The following is a 25,223-nucleotide window of genomic DNA, read 5'->3' as shown; positions in this document are numbered from 1 at the left end:
TTACAGAGGCAGCACCGCTTCTTCATAGGCCTTTTGGCCTTCGCGCGTCGATTTGCTGCGGTAGGTCAGGTGGTACATAAAGCCCGCGTCCTGCACCTGCTCGGGTTTCAGGTAGCGCTGGCCCGCTGGCACGCCTGCCTTGGCGACCGTGCCGAAGAACAGGCCGCATTCGCGGATCTCCTCATTCAGGGCGTCATCGGTGGAAAACTCGGCGCGCAGGTACAGGTAGGGGGTGGGGTCGGCGCTGAACTTGTAGAACTGCTTGCCGTCCATCTCCACATCAAAATCAGCCTCGACAGCGGGCACCACATAGCGCACGGTGGTGACCAGGCGCCGGCCCACCTCGGCCAGCAGGTTGGTGCGGTTGCTGGGCACGGCGGGCGGGGCTCCCCAAGCGCCATCGCCCCGGCCCCACGCAAAGTGGGCGGTCATGGCGGCCAGGGCCTTGGCCAGTGCGATGCGGCCAGCGTCTTGCAAGACAGCAACTGTCATGGTGTGTTTTCCTCGGTGAATTTGGTTGCGATTTCAGACTCTTGCCAGGCGTGCCCGTCCCAGTACCCCGTCCAAGTGCGGGCGCTGACGGTGCGCGGCACGACGGCGCAATAGGTTTCGGCCCGCGTCTGCTGGGGTTGCGCATTGCGGGCTGCGGCGGTGATGGCATAGGCCGGGCCAAAGCCTGTTTTTGGCAGCAGCCGGACATAGGCCGGCGTGTTTGGGGCTTCCACTTGGGTGGGTATCAGGCGCGGCGCCTTGCGCAAGCGGCTGTCGAGCCGCCAAGAGTCCAGGCGCAGCACGTCCCTGCGGCGGGTTCGCATGCTCCAGCCAATGGTGCACAGCGCGCGCACCTGGCCGTTCTTGGGGCGCTGGGCCACGGCGTTGAAGTACTGACCCTGGCTGCCCAGGACAATTTCGCCGCCCAGGTCAATGGGCACGCCGCTGTCGCTGTCGAGCATGCCGCTGTCCAGCCGTGGGCGGTTGTCCAGCCGGATGCGGCGCAGGTCATAGCGGTGGAACAGGCGGTAAAACTTCACATGCAGCGGGATGCTGGCCCGCACCATGTAGGCGATGTGCTGCATGTCGGCAATGGAGACTTCCCGGCCCGGGCTGATGTGCAGGCGCGCTCCGTCTTCCTCGATCCGCACACCGGTGTAGCCCAGCCAGCCCATGGCCCGCTTGACTGCCGCCGCGCTGCCGCGCTCACGCAGCCAGGGCAGGCCCTTGGCCAGCAGCTCGCGCGGGTCGGAAAAGTAGCGGTCGAACTGGGTGAGCTGCCATTGAGCCGCTACCCAGGGCAGCAGCACATCAGGATCTGCGGCAGGCTCGGCCTGGTCGGCCAGGCTGGCCCAGTCGGCTGGAAAGTTGCCATCAATGGCACGCTCCAGCAGGCTGGCATTGGGCGGCAGCACACTGCGGTGGCGCTGGGAAACTTTGGGGCCGGCCATGGCTATGCCACCCCCATGTCCACCAGCAGCACCTGGCCCAAGGTTGGGAAGTAGCCCACCGGGATGGAAGTCACTTCCGCAGGCGCCGTGCTGTCTGGGTATTCCACCCGGGCCACGCCTTCAACATGCACCAGCGTGGTGATGTAGCTGCGCGCCACGGTCGCGCGCAGGTCGCCCATGCTGGCAAAGGCATCCTGCAGCCGGGTCTGCAGCAGCTGCTGCAGGTTGGCCGGCGCGTTGCGGGTGCGGTAGATGTTGGCGGTGATGTTGACGGCCTTTGGCTGGGACACGACCACCGTGATGGGCACGCCCAGCATGCGCCCGGCATCGCTGTTCAGCACGGCAGAGACTGCCGCCAGCGTGGCGGCGGCCTGCGCTTGGTCTTGGCACCACAGCTGCAGCAGCACCTTGCCAGCCAGCGGGCTGGTCGCCATGGCCGCGCGCACGTTGAGGCTGGCGGTCATCGCCTGAAACTCGTAGTACTCCCGTGTACCCTGGCTTGCCAGCGCCGCAATGCGCAGCTGCACACGGGTGCGCAGCCGGTTGTCTGCCTCGCCGTCCATGCGTGTGACACCCACCAGGGCCGCGATATGGTCAAGGTCGGCGCCCTTGGCAAATGCCAGCAGGTGGGCACGGGCGGCATCGTTGACGCGCGCACGGTATGCCATTTCGCGCATGGCAAAGGATTCCAGCAGCTTGGTGACCGGTTCGCTCTCCAGGGCCAGCACATCGTCTACGGCTGGTAGGTACGGGCGCAGCAGGTCGGCCAGGTCGGCTTTGCTGGTGGCCAGAATCGTTTCGTAGTTGAGCGCTTCGACTACATCAGGCGCGGGCAGTGTGGCCAGCTCGATCATGCGGATGCCCCCCACGCAATGGGCACCGACAGGCGCAGCGGCTGGCTTGCGCCAAAGTCGCTGTTGTAGGTGCCCAAAATTTGATACTCGGCATAGCCGGGGCGGCTTGGGTCGCGCAGGCTTTTGATCTGCTTGACTTCAATGCGCGGCTCCCAGCGCATCAGCGCCGATTGGATAGCCGAAAAAACGCGGGTTTGCGCAAGCAGGTTGTCGGGCTGATCGACCAGCGCCTGCAGCAGGCTGCCGTAGTCGCGGCGCATCACGCGGCTGCCGATGGGCGTGGTCAGGATGTCCATCACCGATTGGCGCAAGTGGCTGATGGCATCCATGCGGGTGCCGGTCTGGGCGTTCATCATGCTGGCACCGGCCCTTGGGTCAATGCAGGGCCAGGAATGACGCCCTTGTGCAGGTGGCTCACCAGGCTGATGCCCGAGGCGATCACATCGGCTTCGCCCACCACATTGACGTTGGCCGCGATCTGGCCCGAGCCAATGGTGAGCGTGGCGCCACCGGCCTGCAACGTGATGCTGTCTTGCTCCATGGTGATGCTGCAGCCCTCTGCCACTTCAAAGCGCACGCGCTTTTCAAGGTGCAGCAGGTGTTCGCCCTTGGCGGTTTCGCTGTAGTCCTGTTTGCTGAACTGGGTGCGGCAGGTGTCTGCCTGGTTGCTGGGGGCGGTCATGCGGTCGCTGTAAACGCCCAGCAGCACGCAGCCCTGGCCCATGTCGCCGCCCGTGGCCAGCACCATGCATTGCTCACCCTTGACAGGTGGCCACCACTGGCTGCCCTTGTCGCCTGCGGCTCGGCTCGTGAACCATGGCAGCCAATCGGTTTCGTTGTCGCCTGTCTTGACGCGGCAGCGCGCGGCGCCCAAGTCAACAGCCGCAATCGTGCCCATGCGGGCCACGTTGGCCAGTTGGCGCGATAGCTCTAGCGGGTTGGTTTCTGGGCTGGTGTTTGGGGGCATGCGGCCAGTGTCGGCCGCGCGCGCGCGGAAGGCCAGCAGCGGGCGCTGTGGCTGCGCCTCGCACAATTTCTGCAGCGGGTGGCTGCTACTTGCTCAGGTAGTCCAGCAGGTATTCGCGCAGCCAATCGGTGTCATCTTTGCTGATGCCGATCAGCTCGCGCGCTGGGTAGTCGTAGCTTGGGCCGCCCGGGTTCACCAGATCGGTTTCGCCATAGTGATGTACGCGGGCGATGCGCTGGGCGCGGCCGACAAACTCCACCACCGCCGCGTTGCCGCCCTCGCTGCGCGCCCTTATGTTGCGCTGCATGCGCAGCTTGGCAAACATGGGCTTGCGCTGCTGGGCCTGTTGGCGCACCTGGGCGCGCTTGCTGCGCAGGGCGCCGCTGGGGGCCTTGCGCGGTGCCCAGGCGTTGCCGTCCGGGTCGGTCTGGGCGCGCATGCGCTGGGTGTTGGCCGTGCGCAGCTTGCGGGCAATGTCCACGGCCAGGCGCCGGCGCGCGGTGCCGTCCAGCTTGGCCAGCAGGTGGCCGGCCCAGTCTTCAATGGCGCGAAAGTCTGCCATCGGCTACAGCACAAACCGCGCTTCTTCGGGCGGTGTTGGAATGTCCCATGTGGCCAGCAGCTGGTCTTTAAGCCACAGCTCCCAATGCTCGGGCAGGCGATTGGTGCCTATTACCTGGGGCTCGGCGGGGTGGTCACAAATCAGGCGCGTGGGGTGGTTGGGGTCGGCGGTGACAATCACGCGCTCGGTGACGGGCACAAGAATGCCGATATCGGCGCCTGCGGTGTTGAGCAGCTCCACCCGAAACTGCAGGCCGCTGGCCTGGCTGGTAGGGTTGAGCAACAGCTCAGGCTGGTGGACGCGCAACCATGCCATCAGCGGCACAAACAGCGCATCGGTGTGGCCAGTGAAGTCCAGCACCGCCACTTCGATGGTGTAGGCGTACTCAAACGACAGGCTTTTTGCCATCGTGCCCACTGCCCGGCCCGAGGTGGCCACCACTTCGATATTCTCGGGGTTGGCTTTGAGGTCAGGCACTGCGGCCTCGATAAGGGTGCGCAGGCTTTGTAGCTTCCACATGCTATTCGTCCTTTGGCGGGCCGGCGTTGATCATGTCGGCTACGGTTTGGTAGGCTCTTTCGCAGGCCAGGCCTCGGACGCGGCACTGGTCAGCCTGGCCCGCGTAGACTCCCGCTCTTTCATCAAGTCTTGCGTGCAGGTCGGCAAGCACTCCGATGGCGGCTGCTGTTGCTTGGCGCTCGCCGTCAGTGCTGGCACGCCTGGCCAGACCCTGCCAATGACGGATGCTGTCGTCGTAGGTGCGCTGGTCGCGCAGGCGGCTAGCGCGCTCGATGCCAGCAAGATCAGACAGCGCTTCAATTTTTGCATTGGTTTCCCCTTCTTGCGTTTGAATCTGTTGCGCGAGCGCGCGGCCCGCAGTGTCCACAGCAGCCCGATAGCGGTCGAGCGCCTCGTAGGCCTTGGTATTGGCCTGCGCGATGCCGGTCAACGTGTCGGCGTGCTGCAGTCGCAGCTTGCTGATGCGGTTTTGCTGCACCAGGCCCACCACCACAGTCAGCACCACCAGCCCGGCCACGATGGCCGCCATGGATAGATCCAGCATTCCGCGTTGTTGCTTCATGGCTTGAGGTCTTTCAGGCACATGGCCATTTCTCGATCACGGCGCAGCGCTAGGCCGCGCAGCTTGACCCCCTTGGCTGATGCCCAGGCAGGCAGTTGGCGGCAGGCGGCCGCCACATCACCCACCCGCAGCAGGCGCAGCATGGTGCTGTGGTTGCCGCTTTTCAGATAGACAAAGCCATCCTTTACGCCCGGCGCGCCTGGGCCGGCGTTGTAGATGAACGAGAGGAACGCGGCCACGCTGGTGGCCGGCATGCTGTCGCGCACCTCAGCGGGCACCCAGCGCTCAAAAATCTGCCAGGCTTCCTGTATCCCCTGAATGGTGAGTGCGTCGCATTCGGCATTAGTGGCCACATCGCCCAGCTTTACGCCGCGCGTCCATCCCTCGCAGATGGTTGGAATGGCCACCGGGTCAAGGTAGGCCGGCAGCACCCGGCCTTCGTCCACCGGCAAGGTGTTCAGCAGGATCGCGGCAACTGCAGCACCCACGGCGGTGGCGCCCCCGGCAATGATGGTGCCCTTGGGCACGTATGGCAGCGGTCTAGTCATCGGGCAGCCCTCCAAAGTCGGTCACGAATTCGCTTTGCTTGCTGCGCGTGGGCGGCGGGCTGACGATCACCGATGCCTCAGGGCTCGGCACGCCGTTCAGCTGCTTGTTGTAGAGCTGAATTTTCAGCTTGTGGAGTTCTTCGGCGCGTCGGTTTGCTTCGGCGGCTTGCATGCGGTCATCCTCGCGCCGGCGCTTGAGAAAGTAGTACTGCACGGCCATTCCGCCAATGCCGATTAAGGCGCCGATGAATCCAAATACCCATTCGCTGTTTAGAAATCCCCATCCCACTAGTGCGCCGCCGCTGGTCAGTGCGGTTTTGCCACCAGCCGATGCCATGGCCGCATCGCGTGCAGCTTCTTCGATGTTCATTTTTTGGGCCCCTTCCAGCTCCATGCCGTCCATGTGCAGGTGGCAAAACGGTCGATGGTGTTGGCGTTCAGCACCTCATACCCGTAGTTCTCGGTTTTGGTGCCGCCCCATAGATTGCTGGTGCGCACCAGCTGCCAGACGCCGCCGACGCAGGCTACGCGGATGCCCATCACCTGGCGGCCGATATCGGGGTTGCCCCATTCGCCATCCAGCACCGGCAAGCCGGCGCGGTAGGTGATGTTCTCCAGGGTCTGGCCCCACTTCTTGGCCAGCCAGCCGCACCGGTTGCGAATGCCGTTGAAATTCCAGCGCGGCAGAAAGCTGCGGGGGCTGTATGGCGGCCAGTAGCTCACATGCTGGCCATCGTCGTGCACCACATCTTCATCGGGCGCCGGCATGCGCATATGCCGCCCATCAATCAGCGCCCAATCCGAGCGGTCGCCGTTGATGCTGATGTTGTTGTCGTACCAGCGCAGCCAGCGCGGCAGCTGCTCGGCCTTGCGGGGCAGCAAGGCAGCGATGAACACCCACACGATGGGCGCGGTCAGGCCCAGCCAAAAGCGGATCAATGCAGGCTTGCGCGCGCTCTGAAGGCTGGCCAGTGCCTGGGCGTGCAGCTCGGCCGGCACACCGGCCTCGGTCAAATAGGTTTGCAGCTTGTTCATGGTGTCGTCAGTCCCAAAGGTTGATGCGGTCTTGCACGGGCTGCGCGGCCTTGACCAGGCGCACGGGCATGCCCATGGGGATATCCATGGCCACCTTGGCCAGGCCGGGGTTGGCGGCAAGCGTTGCCTCTACGTGGCCCGCTGTGCTGCCCAGGTGGCGATTGACCAGGGCGTCGAGCACATCGTTTTGCAGCGCCCGCACGGTGATGGTGTTTTGCGCTCCGTTCATAGCAGCTCGGCAATCACGCGGGGTAAGCCCTGCAGGTCAGCGATGGCGTGGCGGGTGCGGGTGTCGAGGCTGTCTTGCCGGATCTCCAGCGCGCTGCGCACCCGGCTTTCTTTGCCAGCACCGTCTGGCAGGGTGTCAATGTCGCGGTAGGCGCTGGCCAGCTGCGACTGCACATGCGATTGGATGGCCCGCAGGTAGTGCTTTAGCTTCACGCTGTGGCCGCCCAGCTGGGTGGCGGGCACATCGGCCAGGCTGGCATAGCCCAGCTCCAGCTGCGCGGCCTGCCAGTCGGCCAGCTCTCTGTTGACACTGAGCATGGCGTCCTCAACAGCCAGTAGCAGGCGGGCCGGCGTCACGGTGCCATCGAGCCGGGCGTCTTCGCGCAGCTTCTCGCACTCCACCTCGGGCCACCAGCCGTCATTGGCCACCGATGGCTCGGCGCCCTTGATAGGCGGGTTGGCGACAGCGACAAAGGGCGAATTCACGGTCTCAGGCTTTCAGGGTTTTGAGGTGTGGCGGTGGCCCAGGGCGTCAGGCGGTGGCAAATCAATGCTGCCTTTGCCCTGGGGCCGCCACGGTCGCGGGGTGCGAACGGTATGGCGATGGGGGCGCTACTTTTTGAGGCGCGCTTCCAATCGCTCAATGTCTTTTTTGACGCCTGCGCGCAATGGATCAAGCTCCATGGCGCGTTGCAGGTACGGGAGGGCCGCGCCGCACACCTGCAGCGTGCGGCCCTTGGCATCCATGGCAATGTCCTGGCTGTTGGTCTTGCCCAGCAGCGCCCAGCCTGCGGCCTTGTTCAGCTTGGCCTTGATCTGGTCGTGCATGTCGGTCTCGGCGGTCAGCTCCAGCACGCGCTGGGTGACTGCGATGGCGTCTTGATCCTTCAAGCGGCCAGCCAGCACGGCTTCGGCGATTTCCTCGGCCACCACGCTGGCCATGTCGCGGTTGTAGTTGTCGGGCGGGTTGATGCCGCTGGCCAGGGCGTATTCGGCCAGAGGCATGGCACGCGCATAGTCGCCCGCGTCAATGGCCCAAATCAGGATGGTGGCCACCACTTCGTCTTGCGTACCGGGCTGGGTGTCAAACACCCCCGCCAGGTAGGCGTCATATTCGGGCAGCATGGCGCGCTTGGCCTCGGCCTTGCGTTCGTTGGCCTTGATGTCTTTCAGCGCGATGCGATGCTGGTGCAGCTGGGCAAGCTGCAGCTCGTAGGCGGTGCCGATGGTTTGGCCATGGGCGTCGGCGGCACTGCCAGCGCTGGCCGCCAGGGCAGCCATGGTGCGCATGTAGTGCGCTTGGGCTGGTGTCTGTCGCATGTGGATGTTCCCCGCTTGGTGTTGGTGGGCACCGGCCCGCTAAAGAGCGGCCTATTTTTTTAGCCGCCGATGGCAGGCCGGTGCGCTTGGACTTAGGCCAGCTCGATGTTTTCGACCAGGCAGGCCTTTTCCAGGTTCTCGATCACGAATGCGTCGTTAGACGATTCAAACGTGGCGATGCGGTCTTTTTCCGGCTGGTCTTTGACCATGCGCCGGCGTGCGCTGGCCTGGTAGTAGATGGACAGGTTGTCCAAGCTGGTGATCAGCACGGCGTTAGGCGGGAAGAATGGCACCGTGACAGCCTGCAGGCCGCCCAGGCGCTTTTGGCTGACCACCAGGCTGCCGGCGATCATCTCGGTGGGTGCGCTTTGGCCGTCCACGATGGGGAACAGCTTGTCGTGCATCAGGTCGCGGCCCACGATGGCCACCAGGTCAGCGCCTTCCGAAAAGATGGGCGAGATCAGCGCATGGCGGGCGTCATACACCAAGCCGTCCAGGCTTGCGTAGTCCGCATCGGCCAGCTTCTGGCCGGCAGCATCCATGCCAATCTTGACCTTGCCCGCCGTCTGGCCAGCCTTCATCACACCTTCGGGACGGTTCTCGCGCAGGTCTTGCAACCAGCCCTTGTTTACGTCCTGCAGCAGGGGATTGGCTGCACGGTTGGTGTTAGCCGCCGCGCTGATGCCATTGAAGCCAATCATGATGCGGTCGAGCGCGCACTGCTGAATGATGGCGCCCGACAGCAGCTTTTGGAAGTTGGGAAACTTGGCCCACATGTCCAGCTTGGCATAGCGAATGGCGGTGTCGTAGTTGGTTTGCACTGCCATGTATTTATGGCTGTTCATGTCCGACACATCGGTGGGCTTGCGCTCATCGTTGCCGCTGGTGTCGGTACGGCTGGCAATGGGGCCGTTCACGCCCAGGCCCAGGCGCTCGCCCATCATTTCATCCACGGGGGCGATGTTGATCTTGCCCAGGAACGAGCTGGATTCTTGAATGCGCTGCTCCAAGGTTTGCTGCACGCTGGGCGCGATGGCGAATTTGACGGCGGCAGACTCCACATTGGACAGCGCGGCTTGGTGCGCCACGTAGGCGGTGTATTTCAGGCGGGTTTCGTTGCGCATGATTGCGTCCCTATAAAAACTGGTGTCGGTTGTTGGTGAGAGCGTCTATTGAGCGGCTGTAACTTGCTTAGCAGTCGGCCAGCTCCGAGGCATCCTTGCCGGTGGCAGGTGGGCGCTGTCCGCTGTGGTTCTCGGTGCCTTCGAGCTTGGTTTTCAGGGTGGCGAAGTCCTTTTTGAGGTCTGCCAGCTCGGTGCCTTGTTTGCTGAACTTTTCGTCAAGGTCAGCCTGCACCTTGGCGCCATGCTCAATGGCCTCTTGCGCAGCGGTCATCACCTCCAGCACCTGGCCGCTCATGGCGTTGTGCTTGGCATCGGATTTCTTGCTGTTGTCCGAAAACTTAGCCAGCAAGCTCTTGAATTTCGCGCTCAAGCCGTCACCCTTGCCGTCGTCGACCGCTGGCTTGTCGTCGCTGGGTTCGTCTTCGCCTTCGATCTGGAGCTTGGCTTCTTCGTTTGCCGTGAAGAAAAGCGCTCCGCCTTCCTTGTCATTGCGGCTGAACTTCAAGGCCTGCGTGCCCACGCTGGAGGGGGAATCAGTGACACCCAGACCCGTGAGATAGGCTTTGCCCGTCTGCGCAAAGTTCGGCCGCACTTCAATGCTCGGATAGATCTTCTGGCCGCGCTTGTTCATGTCCACCAGCGCAGGCAGTGCCTCTACCGTTGCGAACAGTTCCAGGCGGCCATTGTTGGTTTGCAGCTCCACGCTCTGCACATCGCCCAGGGCATTGAATGCGCTGGTGTCGGTAGAGCCACGCTCATGTTCCATCCAGACACGGGCGCCATACATAAGGTCGCGGTTGTAGGTTTCAGCGATGTCATGCAGCCATTCGGGCTTGATGACGCGGCCATCGACGGTTGGGCCAGCGGTGGCCACGCGGAATTTGGCTGTTTTCATGGTGCGGCTGATAAGCGGTTGTTGATCTATCGCTATGTTCCGCGCACCCTGTTTTTGTAGCAATCTCCGCGCGCTGTGGCTGCGTCTCAGACAATTTGCACTTGTCGATTTCCGCGCGCGCGCGGCAGACACTGGCTGAATGAAAGTAGCACCGCAAAAGCCAGACGCCAGCCCAGCCCCTGCCGACACCGCCAGCAGCAGCGCTCCTGCGCGTGCCGTCAAGCGCTTGGCCAAGTCCAAGTTGAGCGGCAAATTCTGGCCACACATCACCACGGTGACGCCCGAGCAGGCGTTTACTGCTGCCGTCCTCAAAGACATTTCGCCCGAGGGCAAGGGGCTGCCGTTTGAACTTGACGCCCTGCCCGCTGGCAAGTGCAGCGCGATCACAGATGGCGGCGCCGGCCAGCGCCGCCACGCCCGTGACCTTTATTGGCAGGGCTGGAAGCTGACCCACATCGCCGAAAAGCTGGGCGTGCCCCGCGCCACGCTTCACGGCTGGCACAAGGCCGAGCGCTGGGCCGATGCCAGCCCCACCCAGCGCGCCGAGGGCGTGACGGAGACGCGCTACGCCCAGCTGGTGGCCAAAGATGAGAAGACGGGCAGCGACTACAAAGAAATTGACTTGCTCGGGCGGCAAATGGAGCGCTTCGCGCGCATCAGCAACTATCGCCAGTCGGGCCGCGAGCGCGATCTAAATCCCAATATCGATGCGCGCAATGCAGTCGCCAAAAAGCAGCCCATCAAAAACTTCCTGACGCAAGAGCAGATCGAGCAGCTGCACGATGCATTCATTGAATCGTGCTTCAAGTACCAGCTCACTTGGTGGCAGAACAGCCACCAGCGCACACGACAGATCCTTAAAAGCCGCCAGATCGGCGCCACTTGGTACTTTGCCCGCGAAGCGCTGATTGATGCGCTGGAGACGGGGCGCAATCAGATCTTCTTGTCAGCCAGCAAGGCGCAGGCGCACATCTTCAAGCAGTACATCCAGGCGTTTGTCTTTGAGGTCTGCCAGGTGGAGCTAAAGGGCGATCCCATCGTTTTGGGCAACGGCGCAACCCTCTACTTCTTGGGCAGCAATGCGCGCACCGCGCAGGGCTATCACGGAAATTTCTACTTTGATGAGTACTTCTGGACAGCTGACTTTGAGCGCCTGAACAAGGTGGCCAGCGGCATGGCCATGCACAAGAAATGGCGCAAAACCTATTTCAGCACGCCATCGAGCATCCAGCACGCCGCCTATGTGCTGTGGAGCGCCAAGAAGTTTGCGCGCCGGTTCAAAACCGATATCGATATCACCCACGGCAAGCTGGCGGGCGGCTTCACGGGCGAGGACAAGGTGTGGCGCCACATCGTCAACATCTTGGACGCAGAGGCCGGTGGCTGCGATCTTTTCGACATTGACGAGCTGCGGCTGGAGTATTCCGACCCCGAGTTTGAAAACCTGCTGATGTGCGGCTTTGTGGATGACTCCTTTAGCGTCTTCCCACTGACCAACCTGCAGCCCTGCTTGGTGGACAGCTGGGAGGTCTGGAAGGACTTCAAGCCATTCACTCAGCGGCCCTTTGGCTGGCAGCCGGTATGGGTGGGCTATGACCCCAGCCTAAACGGTGACAGCGCGGGCTTGGTGGTGCTGGCCCCGCCTGAGACGCCGGGCGGCCCCCTGCGCGTGCTGTACACCCGCCAGCTGCGCGGCCTGGACTTTGAAGCGCAGGCGGCCGAGATCAAAAAGGTGTGCGACACCTACAACGTGCAGCAGCTCACGATTGACCAAACCAGCATCGGCAATGCCGTCTACCAGCTGGTGGTCAAGTTCTACCCCGCTGCCCGAGGCATCAACTACAGCGTGGAAAGCAAAACCATGCTGGTGATGAAAGCCCTGCAGGTCATCAAGTCCAAGCGCTTGCAGTGGGACGCTGGCAACAAAGAACTGGCCGCCTCATTCATGGCCATCAAACGCGAGATGACCGCCAGTGGTCGCAGCGTGACTTACGCGGCAGGCCGTAGCAAAGACACCGGCCACTCTGATTTGGCATGGGCCTGCATGAATGCGCTCAGCAATGAAGCACTGGAAGTGGGCACCGGCCTGGCCACAACGCAAACGCAATCCTTTATCGAGGTCTATCCGTCATGAGAAAACGCAAACCCGCGCAGCCCCAGCGCACGGCAGCAATGGCCGCCCCATCGCCCGCACCTGCACCAGTGGCGGGCGAGCCGTCCAATGTGCAGGCATTCAGCTTCGGCGAACCCGAGCCCGTGATAGGCGGGCGCAGCGCACTGATGGAGTATGCCGAGTGTGTGCAGAACGGTGAATGGTACGAGCCACCAGTCAGCCTGGCCGCCCTGGCCCGCCTGCTGCGCGTGGGCGCGCACCATGAATCAGCCCTGCGCTGCAAGGTCAACATCCTGGCCAGCACGTTCATCCCCACCCAGTGGCTGAATGCCGCGGACTTCAAGGCCATGGCCTTTAATTTCTGTGTGCTGGGCAACGGCTATCTGGAGTGGCGCGAAAACCAGCTGGGGGACAAGCTGGTACTGCGCCACGCCCTGGCCAAGTACATGCGGGTGGGCATCGAGCCTGGGCGATTCTTTTTCGTGACGGATCTGCAATCGCCGCATGAATTCAAAGCCGGGTCTATCCTGCACCTGCGCGAGCCCGATCTGCATCAGGAAATTTATGGTGTCCCCGGCTACTTGGGCGCCATGCAGTCGGCCCAGCTCAACGAAAGCGCAACGCTGTTCCGGCGCCGCTATTACAACAACGGTTCGCACGCTGGCTTCATCCTGTATGCGACTGACCCAGCACAAAGCCAGGGCGACATTGACGCCCTGCGCAAGCAGCTGACCCAGACGAAGAACGGCGGTAACTTCCGCAACGTCTTCTTCTATGCGCCAGGCGGCAAGAAGGACGGCCTGCAGCTGATCCCAATCAGCGAAGTGGCGGCCAAAGATGACTTCTTGAACATCAAGAACAGCAGCCGCGACGATGTTCTGGCCGCGCACCGCGTGCCGCCGCAGCTGATTGGCATGCTTCCAAACAATACGGGCGGCTTCGGTGATGTTGAAAAGGCTGCGATGGTTTTTGCGCGCAATGAGATCACCACCCTGCAGAGCGACATAGCCGGGTCGATCAACGCACAAGCCGGCCGCGAGGTGGTGCGCTTCAAGCCCTACCAGCTGAGCGAGGGCCAGGCCGCCGAGTAGCGCTACCCGCCGTCTGCCAGCCGGGCACTACGGCCAGCCCGGCCTAGGTCGGCGCCCCAGCACACCCACAGCAGGCCCAGCCCGCGCCGCACGCGCCGCCAGCCACGCACCCAGCCCCACAGGCCCGCCACAGCGCGGGCCTTTTGCATGGGCAGCGCACTCCCTTGCCCACGCCCTGCGCCCGCACCACGGCCCGCAGGCACAGCCACAGGCCCCTGCGCAAGCCCAGGGGGCACCCCGCCCCCTACCCCGCGCCAGGCCCACCCCCTGCATACCCCCGCTGCGCGCGGTCGAGACCCCGCCGCGCCCGCTCTCTTAATGGGTCGCAAACGTCGGCACAGTCGGCGGTTCCGCTTTCCAGCACTGGCGGGGCCTCGCAGGGCATTTTTGCCACCTAGTTAAGTGTCGGGAAACGTCGGGCTTCGTCTTGTAGAATTTCAGCCATTAAAGTTCACCTTCGACCTGGATCAAATCGCTCTTTATGGCAGTTGCATCCCCGTATGTAACCAACGATCAGCTGTCTCTTCTTTAGGGTTCAGGATTTGATCTGACGTCGGCACGTTTGAGCCACGCCACGACTCAACAACAGGCCGCGCCAACCCTAAACAACCACATCAATCGCATTTACTAAAGAATTGATAAACCCTGTAACGAAAGCCACGTCAGCTTGATTGATAGGCCACGGGGCGCGTGGGGTAATTGGTTGCATGTCGCCTTCATGAACGATCTTGTTGCGGCGGGCCACTATTTGAGTTAGCTCTTTCTTCATTCGCTTTGCTTCGTTATCCTTGCTTTGAACAGTCGCCCCCAACTTCAAGGCTACCTCGCCCCACAAAGCAACGCCAGAACACAGCCTCAAGCCATCGGCAATATCTTCTGGATACTGAAATGTCCTCCGAGAAAGTTGGTCCCGCACGGTTAAATCAAACGCCGCGCTCGCGTCTGTAGGCGTTGCGGCTGTTCTAATGCGTTCCATAGTTTCTGTCGGCACACTAAAAGATGAGAAACCCGGGCATCGGACAATCCTGCCCTCGAAGATTGCTAGCATGCGCTGAGCGACAAGCTCATGGATGTACATGTCAAGCGCACTAACACGCGCAGCCCATTCGGCTCGAAGAATTTCGTCAGGGCGTAAAACAGGCGCAACATTTCGCGACAGGAAAGCGTGGATGACTGAAAGATGATCGCAACGTCCCCATGCTTCCTTGAACTGATCAATAGGCAACATACAGTGACTATGCAATAAGTTTTAGTAAACGCTCAGCACATTCATCAAATGCCTCTTCAAAAGACTTCATGCTCATCGCCGTACGATCCCATACTGCGCCAGACTGGTCGGAGTGCTTTTGCTGTAGGGCGAACACCGGGACTTGATGCTCCTGCGAGAATGCAATCAGGCTGTTGAAATCCGCTACCTCCATTAGTGGCATCCAAGGATCAATGCCTGCTTTAGCGGCAAACGCTTTTTGATCCACCATGCCAACCCTTTCAAGGGTAGGAAGGAGCGTATCCTTAAGCCCAGAGCCTAATTGGTCTATCCATTTTTGGAAGGCGGCTGATGCTCCCCCATTGCGCGGACGATACTTCTGAATAACTGCCCCCGCAAAGGTCGCATGTGGCTTGGGGAATGGATAGTCTGCGTTTTGCAGCACATCGATGGAATAAGCTGTATTGGCCCACGCCTGCCATCTAGGCAACGTCCTCGCAAGTGAGGACAGTGCCATTGAAGAAAAGTAGTCGGGATGCAATGGAACTAAGAAGAAATCAGAAGTGCTTAAAAGATTCTGATTGAGTGCTCCGAGGCTTGGACTTAAGTCCACGAGCACAATATCAATGTTGTATTTCGCAGCCGTCACCTCTAACATGAACCGAGAAGAGCCGGGAAGATTTCTAAGTGGAAGCAGCGAACCACTCAATTCTTGCGCGATACCAAGCGTTGTTTCATATTCGGATAGCCCAATATTTCCCGGCAATAAAAATAGATTATCAATACCGTCAACTTCTACACAATCAGCTCCCGTGATCTGTCTTGGTTGAGATTCAAACGCTGGAGCTAAAGCATCCTTTACATTGTTCGGCGGATTTGCAACGTAGAAATCATCTAAGTCATCAACACCCTTAAAACCCAACACCATTCCAGTTAAGTTGCACTGAGGATCGAAATCAGCTAGAAGCACTCGCTTTCCCTTCTTTGCTAGCATCCAACCTAAATTAAATGCAGTGGTCGTCTTACTAACGCCGCCCTTGTGATTGAATAAGCAGATGATTTTGCTCATGATTTCTTCCTTGGCAACAAAAAAAATGGATGATAGCACCTCTCTGATTGTAACAATCACGAACGATCAGAGGTTGAAGCTATGTATAAAAATTACCTAGCAATACGCTCTAGAAATTTAGGTGCGACAAATTCAGAAATCATGTCAGAACTTGAAACCCATTAAGCCACCGATTTTCCAGCCCTATGACACCTCATCATGGGCTGATTGCTGCCGATTTCGGCCATTTTTACCCACTAAAAAACCTAGGCTATCCCGTTGCTGCGCAGGGCCGCACAATCGGGCTTGTTCAGCAAATGTTGCTTACTTACGACAATAACGGTAGATCCAAAAGCGGGCAAAGAAAAATATCGATGGCCTGTAGGAAGGGCTAAAAATTGAAAAAACACAGTACAACCCGCATGTGAGTTAGCTCTCAAGCGGACGCCTTCTCCGCCAGAACACTGAAAAGCACCCCTTGAGGGTGCTTTTTTTTATGTCTGTGGCCCGTCCGTATTAGCGTTGACCCATTGGACTTACCCGAAGGGATAAGCAAGTCGGAGTTAAAGACTCAGCCGACACCACTTGATAACAAACTGAATTTAAAGCTGAACGTTGTCAAGCAGGTAGAAAATCCGAGGTGATAGAGAAGCAGGCTGAAAACAGCTTCAGATCTGAAGTCAGGGCGTTCCGACAGTAAAAGGCGCCGCTGTTTGAAGCTAAGATCGACATGAGACTGCAGCCCCCTGCCAGGTGGCCAAGAACGCATTGACCAACTTCTCGATCCCGTAATTCTACGTCTCGACAATTATCCGACTTCCGCAGCTTTACTTGAATACAAAAATCAGGACCAACGCTGTCCCGAACAGCTGAACGAGAAATGGTTTTTTTGCTCTATCCCAATGATTTATAACATACAACAGACCAGCAGGGGCAAAAAACAAAGTAGCAAGTCCCCACCAGATACCTGTCGTGAAGGCCTCCAACAGTAACCAGGTGCTCCCCACGAAGCCAAAAATCATGCCAATCCAGAAAATAGCTTCCATATAACCCTAGCGCGAAAATGAGATGAGCTTTCGTTGCCAGTCAACTTATTGACCATACACATTGATCTTAGCTTCTACTGACACCTTTTGTTGCACGAATTGCTCCATGCTAAAAGTTCGTCTCAAAATTACAACCGTAGGGGTCAGAAATTCCCGCTCCTTGCCACTGCGCAAGGGATGTCGCATACGTATCGGTATAAATCGGGAAATTTTGGAGATTTGCGCATCGACGGCCTCATGGGTTGAGGCAAGCATTCACACTAAGTAATGCAGAGTCAGCGTCCCATCCCTATCGCTTTTGAGAGATGAGACGGGCAGTGTCTAAAAAGAATGGTTCGCCCTGCCTGCAGCAAAGACAATGTTGGCAGGCCAATTGGGGGTCGGCCCTGCGCTTGTGAAAGTGGCCAGCCAATGCGCGGCTAGCGCAAATAGAACCTAAACCGAGCCCCCACATCCCCCGCCCCACTCAGCAACTCAATCGAGCTGTCGTGCAGCTGCAGAATGCGGTGCACGATCATCAAGCCCAAGCCACCAGACCGCCCATCGCTGCGGCTGTGCATGCGGCTCAAGGTGGGGCGTTCGAACAGGCTGTCGCGCAGCGCGGGCGGTATGCCTGGGCCGTTATCTTGCACTGTCACGCTGATGCGGCCCTGCTCCGCGGCATGCAGCTCCACCTGGATATCGCCTCCTGGCGGCGTGGCGCAGATAGCGTTGTCGATCAGGTTGACGAGGACCCGTTCAAGCATGCCCAAGTCAGCGGTGACGGGGGGCAGATCGGGGTCGATGACGGCGTGCAGTCGCTGTGACTTGGCCTCCGCGGCCAGCTCAAATTTCTGGAACACGTCTTGCAGCAGGTCGGGCATGAAAAAACGTTCTGGCTCGGGTTTAACGACGCCGTATTCCAGCCGCGCCAGCTCGAAGAGCTTTTGCGCCAGATCACCCACTTTGCGACTTTGGTCCAACGCGATGCCCAGGTAGCGGCGCCGCTCATCCGCTGAGAGCAGATCCGCCTTGATTTGCAGGGTCTCCAGATAGCCATGCAATGACGTCAATGGCGTGCGCAAATCGTGGGAGATATTGGCGAACAGCTCGCGGCGTTGCTGGTCTTGTGTGCGCAGCTTTTGCCACTGCTCCGATGCTCTCTGCGCCAGCTGCTCAAAGGCCTGGCTGAGCACGGCGATATCGGCACCACCACTGGCGGCTTGCCGCAGCTTGGCCTGGGCCTGGGGCAGATCGGCGAGGCCATCGGTTTGAAGATCTTGCACAGCGGCAGTCAAGCGCCGCAATGGCCGGGTGATCATGCCAAAGGCCACGGCGGCCGCCACTGCGCCTAGCACCACCACCACCAGCAGCGACCACAGCAAACTGCGCAGAGCGCCATCACTGCTCGCGCGTGCGGCCAAGCTATCACGGCCCTGCCCTTGCAGGATCACATAGACATAGCCCGATCGTTGGCCGCCCTGCATCAATGGCGCGGCGCTGAATACCTTGCGCTCGGTCATGCTGCGGGGGTCATCACCCAATACCGGCAGCGCCGCTCCGCTGAACAAGCGCTGCAAGGGCTCCAGATCGACTTTTTGACGCAGTATCCGTTCTTGCGGCGCATCGTAGGCCTGGATGGTGCCGCTTTCGTCGAGCAAATAGACCTCCACGCTGGGGTTGACCTGCATCAGCTTGCCAAACAGTTCGCGGCTGGCACCGGCGTTCAGTCCATCAGCGCGCATCAGCTCTGGGTAACGGGCAATACGCGCGGCCACATCTTGCGACAGGCGCTGCACCACCTCTTGTTCGCGCTGGTCAAACACGCGCATCTGCAGCCAGACGGTTGCAGCACTGCAGGCCAGCAGCAAGAGCACAAAGACGAGGGTAAGGCGCTGGGCCAAGGTGGTGGATAGGCGCTTCATGGCGTTTCCTCCGCCCATTTGTAGCCATGGCCCCAGACCGTCAAGATACGCTTGGGGCTGCTAGGGTCGGCTTCGATCTTGGTTCTGAGGCGATTGATATGGGTGTTGACCGTGTGCTCATAGCCATCATGGCGATAGCCCCAGACCTGGTTGAGCAGGTCAAACCGGGAGAACACCTTGCCGGGGTGGCGCACAAAGAAATACAGCAGGTCAAACTCGCGCGGAGTCAGCTCCACCTGGCCGCCATCGACCTTCACCTCGCGCGATATCGGATCAATCTCCAGATTGCCCAGCACCAGCACACCCGCATCCAGCCGGGCGTTTTGTGCCAAGGCTTGGCTGCGGCGCAGCAGTGCGCGCACTCGCGCCACTAGTTCCAGCACCGAGAAAGGCTTGGCCAGGTAATCGTCCGCGCCCAGCTCCAGGCCCAGGATGCGGTGCATCTCGCTGGAGCGGGCACTGGTGATGATGATCGGCACGTAATAGGCCATCGCGCGGGCGCGTCGGCAAATCTCCAGGCCATCCACGCCCGGCAGCATCAGATCCAGTACCAAGGCATCCCAGCCGCCCCGCTCCAAGGCCTGCATGCCCGCATCGCCGTCGGCCATATGCACGACCTCATAGCCTTCATCGCGCAGATGCAATTGCAGCAGCTCCGCGATGGGGGCATCGTCTTCTACGATCAGGATACGTTTACTGGGGTTCATGCTGTGATTGTGCGGTACGGGCAATGCTCTGCTGGCATCGGCAGCCGGCTGCAAGCTAGGCCATCGAGCCTACAAGCAGCCGCTGCGAACAAGGTGATAAGCGGCTAGCCGCTGGTCAGGCCCGGGCCGCCTTGGCCGCCGCCTGCATCTGCTTGCGCTTTTGAAAAACCCATCGCGCCGCCAGCAAAGCGGCCAGGATCAGCCCATACAGCCAGACTTCGGCAAAGTTGTTCTTGCCTGAGCGCATCCACCAGAAGTGCAGCACCGCCAGCGCGGCTGCGCCATACACGGCACGGTGCAACATTTGCCAGCGCTTGCCGCCCATGCGCCGGATCAGCTTGGGGATGGACGTGATGGCCAGCGTGAGCAGGATCAGCCAGGCCAGTGTTCCCACCAAGATAAAAGGACGCTTGATCAGATCGTCCACGATCGAAGGCCAGTCCAGCCCCATGTCAAAGACGACGTAGGCCAACCAGTGCAGACTGGCATAGAAGAAGGCATACAAGCCAAACATGCGGCGATAGGCAGCCAGCCAGTTCCAGCGCAGCCACTGCCGCAACGGCGTAACGGCCAGCGCAATGCAGATAAAGCGGATGGCCCAATCCCCCAGCGAGCGCAGCAATGCCTCTGCGGGATTGGCCCCTAGCCCATTGGTTGCCGCGAGGTAAAAAAGCCAGGCGGCGGGTACCAGGCACAGCAGATGCAGCAGCAGCCGCTGTACGGACTTGGCCGAGAAACGCGAGGTGTTGGGCATGGGCAGGTATCAGTAGTCTTTGCGCAGATCCATGCCAGCGTACAACTGTCCCACTTGCGCCTCGTAGCCATTGAAGAGCAGGGTCTTGTGGCGCTTGGCAAACAGGCCACCTTCGCCAATGCGCCGCTCGGTTGCCTGGCTCCAGCGGGGATGCGGCACATCGGGATTCACATTGGAGTAAAAGCCGTACTCATTGCGCGCCGCCTTGTTCCAGGCGGTGCCAGGCTGCTTCTCGACCACGCGGATGGTCACGATGCTCTTGGCGCTTTTGAAGCCGTACTTCCATGGCAGCACCAAGCGTACCGGCGCGCCATTTTGCGGGGTCAAGGTTTTGCCGTACATGCCAAAAGTGAGCAAACTCAGCGGGTGCATGGCCTCGTCCATGCGCAAGCCTTCGGTGTAGGGCCAGTCCAGCACACCGCTACGCAGGCCAGGCATGGTCTTGCTGTCTGCCAAGGTGACAAACTCCACATACTTGGCACTGCCTTGGGGCTCCACCTGGGCCAGCAGCTTGGACAGCGAATAGCCCACCCAGGGAATCACCATCGACCAGCCCTCGACACAACGCAGCCGGTAAATGCGCTCTTCCTGGGCGCTGAGCTTGAGCAGCTCTTCAATATCAAAGGTCTTGGGCTTGTTGACCAAACCTTCCACCTTCACCGTCCAGGGGCGCGTCTGCAAAGTGTGGGCGTAGCGGGCGGGGTCGCTTTTATCCAGGCCGAACTCGTAGTAGTTGTTGTAGGTGCTGGCATCCTGGAACGAGGTGGGCGTCTCCATCGATATGGCGCCTGGTACTGTGGAGCGGACCGTGCTCATCGGCTGCGTGCCATCGGACTTGGCCGCTTGCGCCCAGGCACCGCCAACGGCCAATGCCGAGCCGCCTGCCGCCCCGAGTTTGAGCAACTCGCGCCGGCTCATGTACAGGTGCTGCGGTGTGATGTCGCTGCTGCTGCCGTGGTCAAAGCCAGCGTTGTGGGTGCGTATCAGCATGGGTATCGCTCCTGAAGTGGGTAGATGCAGAGAAGGCAGGCCTGCGGGCCTGCCTCGGTAACCTCTAATAGACACCATCTGCGGCGCAAAGATTTCAAGCGCTGCTCAGTATTTGTTAAACAAAAAGTTATAAATGGTCAGAGGCCTGGGTCTGACTAAGCCTCTTGCGGCTAGATCGACAGAGACAATAGCCCAAGCGGCACACAGCTTACGGCAAAAGGCCATCCCATTCTGAGATGGCCACAGCGGCTTGCGCTATCAGACAAGCGCTACAAGATGCAGATCCCCGTTATACCCGGGCAGGACCAAACGCAAAAGCGGCTTGGTGCAAGCTGGGTGCGCATTCCCGTCCGTTGATGGCGATGCATGACCAGGCACGGTGATCTCCTGGGAAAGGCGTAGTCAATGACGGGCTAGCGGCATAACCAGGACTGAATGGATCCGCCTTGGCAGGCAATTCCTTGTACGTGATGGCACCGAACGGTGGATCCCTGTGCTGGTCAGGCTCCGTATAGGACTGCGTTTGCGGATAAAAGATGGGAGGCGCGACATGGGCTGGGACGTCCGAGGCAGGGTCGTAATAGCGGGTCACGGCTGGATCGATATCAGCCTCGCGGTACAAGCCCAACGGGGGTAACGAAGCGCTGAACTGCGGGAATGCCTCTTCGGGGCGCTGAGAAAACCCGCGCCCAGCCTGGGAGCGTTCTTCCGCCGCACTGCGTTGGAGGGATGCATCGGGCTGCTGCGCATGTGGGCTGGGTTCGGCTGAGCCAAAGTGGCTGCGTGCATTCAAGGTATTGCGCGAGGGCGGGTCTGCGATGGGGTTGCCCGCTTGTGCATGGGCAGCACTGCCTGCCAACATAATCGCGGTCGTAGTGATGGAACGGATAAACATACATTTTCTCCTGTATAACCAAGACATTAATAAATACCCTTGATGCCTATCATCAACGGCATTTTAATAATAGGCTATACACCTTCATCCAACGCGCGTGATTTGTAGAGAATTGAAATACCACCAAATCATCAATCATCCAAACTATAAACTGACATTGTTCACAGCAATATATTATTTAATAGTTTTAGAAAAAACTTCTATAAATATAATATGCCTGAACTTTTCACACAGCCTCCATTAGAAGAATTTTTCTTTAAAATCAAACACTAAAATTTCAGCACAGGCTTCAACACCGCAGCCATTCTTCACAAGCGTAAATTCGATCATTCATGGCATACAAAAAACTCGGTTACTTATAATTTTCGATATATGACAGCATTGACAAAGTGGCCATCGAAGATCGATAACCTTACCCAGGCCGAACCCAATACCCAGCAATGCAGTAATCACCAGCGATCGATGCTATCGCCTCTTTAAACAGGTGCCCCCATATTGCTAGCGGCAAACCAGGGCTTGGCTTTGGGCCAAGCCCCGACGCCCCGCTTGGCGCCTATAAAAACGCCGCTCAGAAGTCGTAACGCACACTCGCCGTCACACTGCGAGGCGCGCCCCAGGTGTACTGCACCCGACCAAAATCGCGCATGCCGGCAAAGTAGCTACTGTCCAGCGCGTTGCGGATGTTCAAGTTGACGCTGAGCTTTTGGTTGACCTGGTAGCGCGCCATCAGGTCCAGCACCCAGAAGGCGGGCTGCACGCTGCAATGGCAAAGCGCGGATGCGCTGCACTGAGAAGAATTCTCATTCCCATCAAAATGCGCGCTTTTCAACCGCGCGCAGGCAGGGCCTGTTGAGCCCTGCCCTCCTTCATGCCCACAAGGTTTAGAACTTGTAGCGTGCAGAGAGGTAATAGCTACGCGGATCCCCATACACGCCCGTGCCATACGAGCCCAAGCCAGGCATATAGGTCTTGTTCAGCACATTGCTCAGGTTCAGTGCGACGGACAGGTGCGAATCCACATCCCAGCGGGCCATCAGGCCCAACAAGGTGTAGGCAGGCTGGGTGGCGCGCCACTGCGTGTCGCCCGCTTGCTGGTAGTAGGTTTCGCTCTGCCAGCTCAGTGATCCGCCCACGGTCACGGGGCTCCACTGCCCGGGCAGACGGTAGCTAGTGCTGAGCTTGACCAAGTGCTTGGGCTGGTTGGTGTTGACCGCGCTCAGAATTACATCGGGCTGGTAGCCCAGGGTGGACTCACGGTAGGTGTAGCCGGCATACAGGTTCCAGGCAGGGGTCACCTGGCCGGACACCTCCATCTCCACACCCTTGCTTTTCACGCCCTTGGCGGCGATATAGATCTCTTCACCAGTGGCGGGGTTGGAATCCACATACTGCGCCGCGTTGTTTTGCTGGGTGTGGAACAACGCTATCGAGGTGTTGAGCTTGCCATCCAACAGCGCGCCCTTGATGCCGATTTCCTGGCTTTTGCCCGTCAGCGGCGGCAGGGCGGCACTGCCCGCATCTTTGTAATAGGTCTGCGGGTTGAAGATATCGGTATAGCTGGCATAGGCCGACCACTGCTTGCTGAAGTCATACACCACACCGGCGTAGGGAATCAGCTTGTGGGTCACCTTCAGCTTGTCGTTCAGCGTGTAGGCGCCGGTTTGCAGATCGGTGTCGCCATCGACCAAGTGGTACCAGCTGACCCGAGCACCCAGGATGACCGACAGCGCATCGGTAGGCCGCAAGCGCACCGCGCCAAAAGCGCCCTTCTCGGTGATGCGCGTCTCGCGGTCGCTGATGCGATCGAACTGCGGCACCGGTGCATTGCCTTGCCAGTCAAAGTAATTGTCCACGGGGTCGAAGCTGGAGGTGTAGCCCGGCGCACCACGGCGCCCGCGCGACCACCCCGCCCCCAAGGTCAGCTCATGGCTGCGGCCCAGCAGCTCGAACGGGCCCGACAGCACGGCGTTGAGCGAGTCGGTGGTCGCGTTGGTAGGGATTTTGACCGAGAGCCGGTTGATGCCCTGCCCCGTCAGCGGATCGAGCTCTCCATACGCCGCCACACCCACCTGCACATCGCGGCTCTGGCGCAGATGGCTGCCGGCCAGCTCCAGCTTCCAGCCGTTGTCAAACACATGCTTCAGGTCGGCAAACAGGTTGGTGCTGTCATTGTTCCAGTACGACCAGCGGGTAGCAGGGTTGAGCGAGGTCGGAAAATGCGTCTGCCTGCCATCCGAGAAGAACAGCGGCAGATGGCCATAGCTGGCACCATCGGCTCGGGTCTGCATATAGTCAATGCCCAGCGCTGCGGTGGTGCGCGGTGCCAAATCAGCCTCGATGATTCCGTAGAGGTTGCGGGTGTCGCGGCTGTAGTAGTTCACATGCGAATCAGCATTCTGCGCGGCGGCCACCATGCGGGCACGCAGGCTGCCATCGGCGTTCAAGGGGCCCGATACATCGGCCACACCGCGCTGCTTGCTCCAAGATCCAAAGCCGCCTTCCAGCGATGCCTGGAACTCCTTGGTCGGCCGCTTGCGCACCAGGTTGACGACGGCGCCCGGGTTGCCCGCGCCCGTGAGCAAACCGGTGGCGCCTTTGACCACCTCCACCCGGTCATAGATCGCGCTGTCCGCCAACGACGTGGTGTACTGGCTGGCCGAATCCATCGTGTTGGGCATGCCGTCGAACTGGAAGTTCTCGACCGTAAAACCGCGCGAATAGAAAGTGGCACGCTCGCTGTCATTGCGGCCCACGATGATGCCGGTCACCTTGTCCAAAATCTCGGGCAGGTTGCTCAAGCCCTGATCGTCCATTTGCTGACGTGTGATGACCGTCACCGACTGCGGCGTCTCCCGCAAGGACAAGCCCATGCGCGTCGCGGTACTGGATTCGCCCGCCGTGTAAGAGCCCGAATGCTCCGAGGCCGCCACCCGGTCAGCCTGGGCCTGCACTACCACCGGCGCCAGCAGCATCTCACCTGCTACAGGTGCCGGGGCGGCCTCCGCGCGCTTGCGCAGCACATAGGAGCGGTCGCCGGCAGGCACCGCCTCCAGCCCCGTGCCAGCCAGCAGCAGCTGCAGCGCCTGGGCCACCGGCAAAGCGCCGCGCACGCCGGGCGATTGCGCGGCGCTGACGAGCTCGGGCGTACCGCTGACGCTGACGCCGGTCTGTGATGCAAAAGCGACCAGCGCCGCAGGCAGCGGCCCGGCCGGAACCTGCAGGGATGGCGCCGCGCCCGCTTGTGCAGCGGCCTGCTCGGCCGTTTGGGCATGGGCCGGCAGGGCCAGCCCCAGCATGGCACCGACGCCCATGGTTAGGATGGCGGCCTGTACTGCGCGGGCCAGCGTAGATGGCATCGGCTGCGCAGCCGCTGGGGCGGCATGAGGACGATAAGAAAGGGTTGGCATAAGGG

Annotated in this window: 29 protein-coding genes; 2 read left to right on the top strand and 27 right to left on the bottom strand. The window is 60.3% G+C overall.

What is annotated here, in order from left to right; translation table 11 throughout:
- The 16 genes from HS961_RS12585 to HS961_RS12510 form a co-directional block, all read right to left on the bottom strand.
- A complete protein-coding gene (locus tag HS961_RS12585) occupies positions 1–492 on the bottom strand; it encodes a hypothetical protein (protein ID WP_182322436.1) in 492 nt (163 codons plus the stop codon).
- Positions 489–1,442, bottom strand: a complete 954-nt coding sequence (locus tag HS961_RS12580; protein WP_182322434.1) for a phage tail protein — start codon at positions 1,440–1,442, stop codon at positions 489–491. Before HS961_RS12580 ends, HS961_RS12585 begins: the two co-directional genes overlap by 4 nt.
- A 2-nt stretch (positions 1,443–1,444) precedes the next feature.
- Positions 1,445–2,296 carry a baseplate J/gp47 family protein gene (locus HS961_RS12575; RefSeq protein ID WP_182322432.1) on the bottom strand — a complete coding sequence of 284 codons (852 nt, stop codon included), beginning with the start codon at positions 2,294–2,296 and terminating at the stop codon, positions 1,445–1,447.
- Positions 2,293–2,652 carry a GPW/gp25 family protein gene (locus tag HS961_RS12570; protein ID WP_230777938.1) on the bottom strand — a complete coding sequence of 120 codons (360 nt, stop codon included), beginning with the start codon at positions 2,650–2,652 and terminating at the stop codon, positions 2,293–2,295. The genes HS961_RS12575 and HS961_RS12570 overlap by 4 nt, the downstream gene beginning before the upstream one ends.
- Positions 2,649–3,263 carry a phage baseplate assembly protein V gene (locus tag HS961_RS12565; RefSeq protein WP_182322430.1) on the bottom strand — a complete coding sequence of 205 codons (615 nt, stop codon included), beginning with the start codon at positions 3,261–3,263 and terminating at the stop codon, positions 2,649–2,651. Before HS961_RS12565 ends, HS961_RS12570 begins: the two co-directional genes overlap by 4 nt.
- 85 nt (positions 3,264–3,348) lie before the next feature.
- Positions 3,349–3,825, bottom strand: a complete 477-nt coding sequence (locus tag HS961_RS12560) for a phage virion morphogenesis protein (RefSeq protein ID WP_182322428.1) — start codon at positions 3,823–3,825, stop codon at positions 3,349–3,351.
- A gap of 3 nt (positions 3,826–3,828) precedes the next feature.
- Positions 3,829–4,344: a phage tail protein gene (locus HS961_RS12555; RefSeq protein WP_182322426.1), complete on the bottom strand. Its 516-nt coding sequence runs from the start codon at positions 4,342–4,344 to the stop codon at positions 3,829–3,831.
- Between the two features lies 1 nt (position 4,345).
- Positions 4,346–4,906, bottom strand: coding sequence for a DUF2514 family protein (locus HS961_RS12550; protein ID WP_182322424.1), 561 nt, complete (start codon positions 4,904–4,906; stop codon positions 4,346–4,348).
- Positions 4,903–5,454: a lysozyme gene (locus tag HS961_RS12545; RefSeq protein ID WP_238347589.1), complete on the bottom strand. Its 552-nt coding sequence runs from the start codon at positions 5,452–5,454 to the stop codon at positions 4,903–4,905. Before HS961_RS12545 ends, HS961_RS12550 begins: the two co-directional genes overlap by 4 nt.
- Positions 5,447–5,824 carry a holin gene (locus HS961_RS12540; RefSeq protein WP_182322422.1) on the bottom strand — a complete coding sequence of 126 codons (378 nt, stop codon included), beginning with the start codon at positions 5,822–5,824 and terminating at the stop codon, positions 5,447–5,449. Before HS961_RS12540 ends, HS961_RS12545 begins: the two co-directional genes overlap by 8 nt.
- Positions 5,821–6,489, bottom strand: a complete 669-nt coding sequence (locus HS961_RS12535) for a hypothetical protein (RefSeq protein ID WP_182322420.1) — start codon at positions 6,487–6,489, stop codon at positions 5,821–5,823. Before HS961_RS12535 ends, HS961_RS12540 begins: the two co-directional genes overlap by 4 nt.
- Positions 6,490–6,496: 7 nt before the next feature.
- Entirely contained in the window at positions 6,497–6,718 is a 222-nt protein-coding gene (locus tag HS961_RS12530) for a tail protein X (protein ID WP_182322418.1), read from the bottom strand.
- The gene (locus tag HS961_RS12525; protein ID WP_182322416.1) at positions 6,715–7,203 is read right to left on the bottom strand and encodes a head completion/stabilization protein; all 489 of its coding nucleotides are present in this window, start codon (positions 7,201–7,203) and stop codon (positions 6,715–6,717) included. Before HS961_RS12525 ends, HS961_RS12530 begins: the two co-directional genes overlap by 4 nt.
- Positions 7,204–7,329: 126 nt before the next feature.
- On the bottom strand, positions 7,330–8,037 hold the full coding sequence (gpM, locus tag HS961_RS12520) for a phage terminase small subunit (RefSeq protein WP_182322415.1): 708 nt from the start codon (positions 8,035–8,037) through the stop codon (positions 7,330–7,332).
- A 92-nt stretch (positions 8,038–8,129) separates the two neighbouring features.
- On the bottom strand, positions 8,130–9,161 hold the full coding sequence (locus HS961_RS12515) for a phage major capsid protein, P2 family (protein WP_182322413.1): 1,032 nt from the start codon (positions 9,159–9,161) through the stop codon (positions 8,130–8,132).
- A gap of 67 nt (positions 9,162–9,228) precedes the next feature.
- A complete protein-coding gene (locus tag HS961_RS12510) occupies positions 9,229–10,056 on the bottom strand; it encodes a GPO family capsid scaffolding protein (protein WP_182322411.1) in 828 nt (275 codons plus the stop codon).
- 139 nt (positions 10,057–10,195) lie between these two features.
- Between HS961_RS12510 and HS961_RS12505 the strand changes: the two genes are divergently transcribed.
- The gene (locus tag HS961_RS12505) at positions 10,196–12,190 is read left to right on the top strand and encodes a terminase large subunit domain-containing protein (protein WP_182322409.1); all 1,995 of its coding nucleotides are present in this window, start codon (positions 10,196–10,198) and stop codon (positions 12,188–12,190) included.
- Entirely contained in the window at positions 12,187–13,260 is a 1,074-nt protein-coding gene (locus tag HS961_RS12500) for a phage portal protein (protein WP_182322407.1), read from the top strand. The genes HS961_RS12505 and HS961_RS12500 overlap by 4 nt, the downstream gene beginning before the upstream one ends.
- A 2-nt stretch (positions 13,261–13,262) precedes the next feature.
- Here the strand turns inward: HS961_RS12500 and HS961_RS12495 are convergent, their stop codons facing one another.
- From HS961_RS12495 to HS961_RS12445, 11 genes are all read right to left on the bottom strand, one after another.
- Positions 13,263–13,409, bottom strand: a complete 147-nt coding sequence (locus HS961_RS12495; protein WP_182322405.1) for a hypothetical protein — start codon at positions 13,407–13,409, stop codon at positions 13,263–13,265.
- Positions 13,410–13,861: 452 nt separating this feature from the next.
- A complete protein-coding gene (locus HS961_RS12490; protein WP_182322403.1) occupies positions 13,862–14,488 on the bottom strand; it encodes a hypothetical protein in 627 nt (208 codons plus the stop codon).
- A gap of 7 nt (positions 14,489–14,495) precedes the next feature.
- Positions 14,496–15,536 carry a ParA family protein gene (locus tag HS961_RS12485; RefSeq protein WP_182322401.1) on the bottom strand — a complete coding sequence of 347 codons (1,041 nt, stop codon included), beginning with the start codon at positions 15,534–15,536 and terminating at the stop codon, positions 14,496–14,498.
- Between the two features lie 806 nt (positions 15,537–16,342).
- On the bottom strand, positions 16,343–16,561 hold the full coding sequence (locus tag HS961_RS12480) for a hypothetical protein (RefSeq protein ID WP_182322399.1): 219 nt from the start codon (positions 16,559–16,561) through the stop codon (positions 16,343–16,345).
- A gap of 419 nt (positions 16,562–16,980) precedes the next feature.
- The gene (locus tag HS961_RS12475; protein WP_182322397.1) at positions 16,981–18,465 is read right to left on the bottom strand and encodes a sensor histidine kinase; all 1,485 of its coding nucleotides are present in this window, start codon (positions 18,463–18,465) and stop codon (positions 16,981–16,983) included.
- Complete coding sequence (locus HS961_RS12470) at positions 18,462–19,172, bottom strand: response regulator transcription factor (protein ID WP_182322395.1); 711 nt, start codon at positions 19,170–19,172, stop codon at positions 18,462–18,464. Before HS961_RS12470 ends, HS961_RS12475 begins: the two co-directional genes overlap by 4 nt.
- A 115-nt stretch (positions 19,173–19,287) precedes the next feature.
- A complete protein-coding gene (locus HS961_RS12465; protein WP_182322394.1) occupies positions 19,288–19,926 on the bottom strand; it encodes a sulfite oxidase heme-binding subunit YedZ in 639 nt (212 codons plus the stop codon).
- 9 nt (positions 19,927–19,935) lie between these two features.
- Complete coding sequence (gene msrP / locus HS961_RS12460; protein WP_182322392.1) at positions 19,936–20,916, bottom strand: protein-methionine-sulfoxide reductase catalytic subunit MsrP; 981 nt, start codon at positions 20,914–20,916, stop codon at positions 19,936–19,938.
- Between the two features lie 289 nt (positions 20,917–21,205).
- Complete coding sequence (locus HS961_RS12455; RefSeq protein WP_182322390.1) at positions 21,206–21,811, bottom strand: hypothetical protein; 606 nt, start codon at positions 21,809–21,811, stop codon at positions 21,206–21,208.
- Between the two features lie 568 nt (positions 21,812–22,379).
- Positions 22,380–22,568 (bottom strand): TonB-dependent receptor, encoded by a 189-nt coding sequence (locus HS961_RS23760; RefSeq protein ID WP_238347588.1) that lies wholly within the window; start codon positions 22,566–22,568, stop codon positions 22,380–22,382.
- Between the two features lie 124 nt (positions 22,569–22,692).
- Positions 22,693–25,218, bottom strand: a complete 2,526-nt coding sequence (locus tag HS961_RS12445) for a TonB-dependent siderophore receptor (protein ID WP_238347587.1) — start codon at positions 25,216–25,218, stop codon at positions 22,693–22,695.
- Between the last annotated feature and the right edge of the window lie 5 nt (positions 25,219–25,223).

The organism is Comamonas piscis, assembly GCF_014109725.1.
Lineage (GTDB): Bacteria > Pseudomonadota > Gammaproteobacteria > Burkholderiales > Burkholderiaceae_C > Comamonas > Comamonas piscis.
Note: the sequence above shows the minus strand (reverse complement) of the source record. Positions and strands in the feature narration are given on the sequence as shown.

Coding starts and splice junctions, on each gene's coding strand:
- HS961_RS12585 (WP_182322436.1), bottom strand. CDS start 492: ATGACAGTTGCTGTCTTGCAAGACGCTGGCCGCATCGCACTGGCCAAG.
- HS961_RS12580 (WP_182322434.1), bottom strand. CDS start 1,442: ATGGCCGGCCCCAAAGTTTCCCAGCGCCACCGCAGTGTGCTGCCGCCC.
- HS961_RS12575 (WP_182322432.1), bottom strand. CDS start 2,296: ATGATCGAGCTGGCCACACTGCCCGCGCCTGATGTAGTCGAAGCGCTC.
- HS961_RS12570 (WP_230777938.1), bottom strand. CDS start 2,652: ATGATGAACGCCCAGACCGGCACCCGCATGGATGCCATCAGCCACTTG.
- HS961_RS12565 (WP_182322430.1), bottom strand. CDS start 3,263: ATGCCCCCAAACACCAGCCCAGAAACCAACCCGCTAGAGCTATCGCGC.
- HS961_RS12560 (WP_182322428.1), bottom strand. CDS start 3,825: ATGGCAGACTTTCGCGCCATTGAAGACTGGGCCGGCCACCTGCTGGCC.
- HS961_RS12555 (WP_182322426.1), bottom strand. CDS start 4,344: ATGTGGAAGCTACAAAGCCTGCGCACCCTTATCGAGGCCGCAGTGCCT.
- HS961_RS12550 (WP_182322424.1), bottom strand. CDS start 4,906: ATGAAGCAACAACGCGGAATGCTGGATCTATCCATGGCGGCCATCGTG.
- HS961_RS12545 (WP_238347589.1), bottom strand. CDS start 5,454: ATGACTAGACCGCTGCCATACGTGCCCAAGGGCACCATCATTGCCGGG.
- HS961_RS12540 (WP_182322422.1), bottom strand. CDS start 5,824: ATGAACATCGAAGAAGCTGCACGCGATGCGGCCATGGCATCGGCTGGT.
- HS961_RS12535 (WP_182322420.1), bottom strand. CDS start 6,489: ATGAACAAGCTGCAAACCTATTTGACCGAGGCCGGTGTGCCGGCCGAG.
- HS961_RS12530 (WP_182322418.1), bottom strand. CDS start 6,718: ATGAACGGAGCGCAAAACACCATCACCGTGCGGGCGCTGCAAAACGAT.
- gpM (WP_182322415.1), bottom strand. CDS start 8,037: ATGCGACAGACACCAGCCCAAGCGCACTACATGCGCACCATGGCTGCC.
- HS961_RS12515 (WP_182322413.1), bottom strand. CDS start 9,161: ATGCGCAACGAAACCCGCCTGAAATACACCGCCTACGTGGCGCACCAA.
- HS961_RS12510 (WP_182322411.1), bottom strand. CDS start 10,056: ATGAAAACAGCCAAATTCCGCGTGGCCACCGCTGGCCCAACCGTCGAT.
- HS961_RS12505 (WP_182322409.1), top strand. CDS start 10,196: ATGAAAGTAGCACCGCAAAAGCCAGACGCCAGCCCAGCCCCTGCCGAC.
- HS961_RS12500 (WP_182322407.1), top strand. CDS start 12,187: ATGAGAAAACGCAAACCCGCGCAGCCCCAGCGCACGGCAGCAATGGCC.
- HS961_RS12495 (WP_182322405.1), bottom strand. CDS start 13,409: ATGCAAAAGGCCCGCGCTGTGGCGGGCCTGTGGGGCTGGGTGCGTGGC.
- HS961_RS12490 (WP_182322403.1), bottom strand. CDS start 14,488: ATGTTGCCTATTGATCAGTTCAAGGAAGCATGGGGACGTTGCGATCAT.
- HS961_RS12485 (WP_182322401.1), bottom strand. CDS start 15,536: ATGAGCAAAATCATCTGCTTATTCAATCACAAGGGCGGCGTTAGTAAG.
- HS961_RS12480 (WP_182322399.1), bottom strand. CDS start 16,561: ATGGAAGCTATTTTCTGGATTGGCATGATTTTTGGCTTCGTGGGGAGC.
- HS961_RS12475 (WP_182322397.1), bottom strand. CDS start 18,465: ATGAAGCGCCTATCCACCACCTTGGCCCAGCGCCTTACCCTCGTCTTT.
- HS961_RS12470 (WP_182322395.1), bottom strand. CDS start 19,172: ATGAACCCCAGTAAACGTATCCTGATCGTAGAAGACGATGCCCCCATC.
- HS961_RS12465 (WP_182322394.1), bottom strand. CDS start 19,926: ATGCCCAACACCTCGCGTTTCTCGGCCAAGTCCGTACAGCGGCTGCTG.
- msrP (WP_182322392.1), bottom strand. CDS start 20,916: ATGCTGATACGCACCCACAACGCTGGCTTTGACCACGGCAGCAGCAGC.
- HS961_RS12455 (WP_182322390.1), bottom strand. CDS start 21,811: ATGTTTATCCGTTCCATCACTACGACCGCGATTATGTTGGCAGGCAGT.
- HS961_RS12445 (WP_238347587.1), bottom strand. CDS start 25,218: ATGCCAACCCTTTCTTATCGTCCTCATGCCGCCCCAGCGGCTGCGCAG.